This is a genomic window from Pedobacter sp. HMWF019, assembly GCF_003061025.1.
In the GTDB taxonomy this organism is placed as follows: Bacteria; Bacteroidota; Bacteroidia; order Sphingobacteriales; family Sphingobacteriaceae; genus Pedobacter.
In genome coordinates, this window is sequence record NZ_QAIL01000376.1 from 1 (window position 1) to 3,612 (window position 3,612).

Below are 3,612 nucleotides of genomic sequence, written 5' to 3' on the forward strand. Positions count from 1 at the left end.
AGCTACAGCCAATGGCGGAACCACTTTAAAATGGTATGCTTCGGCCACAAGTGGTACTGCTTTAGCTACCGGACCAACCTTTACGACTCCGGCTTTAACCGCAAATACAACTTATTATATTGAAGTGATCAAAGGTACCTGTGCCAATGCACAACGTGTACCGGTTACTGTAACTGTGACTACTACACCATCTGTACCTGTTGTAGCTGCACCTTCTGCAGTTTGCGTAGGTTCAACAGCTGTGCTTACAGTTACCAGTCCCGTAACTGGTGTCACTTATAACTGGTATGCTGCCTCAACTGGTGGTACGATCCTGGGAACAGGCACCACATTTACTACGCCTGCCTTAACAGCCACTGCAACTTACTATGCAGAAGCTGCTGCCGGTACTTGTACCAGCAGTACGCGCGCCGCTGTTACCGTAAACGTCAATTCACTTCCTGCAGATGCAGTCGTGACCACAAATAACCCTAGCATCAGCACCGGACAAACTGCAACTTTAGCCGCAACAGCACCTGCTGGAGTAACCATCAACTGGTATGCCGCAGCTACTGGTGGTATTGCTTTGGCTTCTGGACCGACATTTACTACGCCTTCGCTAACCGCTACGACAACTTATTATGTAGAAACAACTAATGCTTCGGGTTGTACAAGCCAGGCACGGATACCTGTTACCATTACTGTAATTGGCGGACCTGTAAATCCGAACTGTAATGCTGCAAGCAAACAGGAAAGTGGAATTGAGGGCATCTGCCTGCTCTGCGCAGTTCAGAACCCAGGCAACTCAATCGACGATAATTTCACCAATTTTACCACAATTTCATTACCAGTAGGCGTAGGAGGTTCAGGCTACCAAAGACTGATCTTTAACAATACAGGTTCTGCAACAGACAGCATACGTTTAAATCTTGAAACCCCTACCGGTCTTGCAGATGTAACTGTGCTTGGTGGCATCCAGGTGAAAATTATGAACGGCACTTCAGTTGTAAAAACCTATAACCTGAGCTCATCATTGCTGTACCTGCAATTGCTGAGTGGCAACAAGTTTACAGCAACTCTACCGGCAACCGGCGCGTTTGACCGGGTCGAAATCAGAGCTCAGGGACTTGTTTCTGCACTGATTAACTTGAATATCTATGGTGCCGAGGTCATCTATCCAAATCCTACCGTGGCTGCAACAGGTAAAACAATCTGTGCAGGAAGTGCAACTACACTGTCTGCTGCCGCAAATGGAGGAACAACTTTAAGATGGTACAGTACCCCTACCGGCGGCACTGTATTACAAACAGGTGAAAACTTTACAACACCTGTATTGACAGCCAATACCACTTATTATATTGAAGTAAGTAAAGGCAGTTGTGCAAATACCACACGTGTACCGGTACAAGTAACCGTTAGCTCTGCCCCTACTGCTCCCGTAGTTGCGGCTGTTCCAGCTATTTGTTCTGGTTCTTCGGCAGTGATTCCGGTGAGTAATCCGCTAGCCGGCGTGAACTATCAATGGTATACTACTGCAACAGGAGGCACCCCAGTATTTACAGGTGCAACCTATACAACACCAGCTTTAACAGCAAGCACAACCTATTATGTGGAGGCTGCAAGTGGTACCTGCGCCAGCGCAACCCGTACTCCGGTAATGGTTACTGTAAACCCTCTGCCTGCTCTGCCTGTTGCTCAGGTTTCTGCAAGCACCATTAACGCAGGTCAGACGGCCATCATAACAGCAACCTCCACAGATACTAATGTTACCTTTAACTGGTATACCTCTGCAGTTTCAACAACACCAATATATACAGGTCCTACTTATGTAACCCCTCCGCTTACGGTTACAACAACCTATTACCTGGAAGCGAAATCTACCACAACAACCTGTTCTGCACCAAGCCGTGTACCGGTAACCATTACTGTTAATGGTGGTGGAAGTCCTAATCCAGTTCCTTGCGAAGCGGCTTCAACTCAGACAAATGGCGTCATTGGGGTCGCACTACTGGCTGGAGTATTCAACCCGGAACTGGCCATTGATAATGACACCAAAACAGGCTCTTCTTTAGTAATGCCTGTTGGGGCACTGAATGCGTCTGTTTATCAACGCCTTGGATTCAACAACCTTTCGAGCATTGGTGATACCGTACGTGTATCTCTAACTTCTCCAGGAAAACTATTATCAGTTGGTCTGCTGTCCAGTATTCAGATTGGCACCTATAATGGCAGTACAAACAATAACGATGCTTTAGCCATCAACAACCCACTCATCCATCTGGAACTTTTAAGTGGCAACACTGAGGCCCTGATCTCTTTTGTACCAACAAAACAGTTTGACAAAGTAGAGGTTAGCCTGAATTCAGGCCTAGCCGGTGTACTAAACACGGTGGATGTAAATTATGCACAGCGTATTGCAGCAGCGCCGGAAGTAACGGCGTCCAATGTGACTACCTGCATCAATCAAACTGCAACCTTAACTGTTAAAACACCTGTATCTGGAATTACCTATAAATGGTATAATGCTACGGGTACCTATCAGACGGATAAAGATGGTACCTCGTTTACCACACCTGCTTTAACAGCAAATACGAAATACTATGTGGAAGCCAATACCGCCTCTGGTTGTACCAGCTACAGAACTCCGGTTACAATTACCGTAACCCCTGCTCCTGCTGTACCGGTATTGGTATCGCCAACCATCAACACCTGCTCAGGCAATACCGTAACACTTGAAGTGAGCAACCCGGTTACCGGAGTTACTTACAAATGGTATAATTCAAATGGTGTTTACCAGGCAGGAAAAGATGGTGCAACTTTTACCATCCTGAATTTCACAACAAACACAACTTATACTGTAGAGGCAGTGAGCAGCTGTGGTACTTCTGACAGAGCAACGGCATCCATTACAACCGGTACTTTAGACAAACCTGTTGTTACGCCAGCTTCTGTAACGATTGCTTCAGGATCACCTGCCGTTTTAACTGCAACATCCAGTACTGCCGGAGCTATATTTAAATGGTATGACTCACCAGTATCTAATACTGTACTTTTCACAGGTGTACGTTATGTAACCAATCCGCTGACCAATACTACTTCAGTTCCGATAACCAAAACATACTATGTAACTGCAGAAGTACCTGGTGGTGCATGTGCGGCTTCTGCCCGTGCCTCAGTTGATGTGACCATCAACCCACAAGGGAATACAACTGATGTACCTTGTGAAGGGGCGACGGTAGATATCAAACATGGTGTAGACGGCGTAGCCTTACTTACCGCTGTATTTAATCCGGAACTGGCTGTAGATAACAAGGCAGAAACAGCCTCTTCATTTGTAATGCCTGTTGGTGCACTTGGAGCTTCTGTTTATCAACAGGTAGGCTTCCAGGGCCTGTCTAATATTGGAGATACCGTAAGGGTACGTGTAAGTTCACCTGGTAAATTGCTTTCTTTAGCGGTATTACCTTCTATCGAACTGACCACTTTTAACGGATCAACCAGCAACAATGATATGATCACCGCCAGCAATCCAATTTTACATCTGGAATTGTTGAGTGATAACAGCGGGGCGATCTTCAGTTTTGTTCCGCAAAAACAATTTGATGGTGTAGAACTGCGTTTAAGATCTGGTCT

At 46.1% G+C, this 3,612-nt stretch carries 1 pseudogene; it reads left to right on the forward strand.

Annotated elements, in window-relative coordinates:
* Positions 1–3,612 (forward strand): annotated as a pseudogene (locus DBR11_RS29695) (hypothetical protein); the annotation flags it as partial.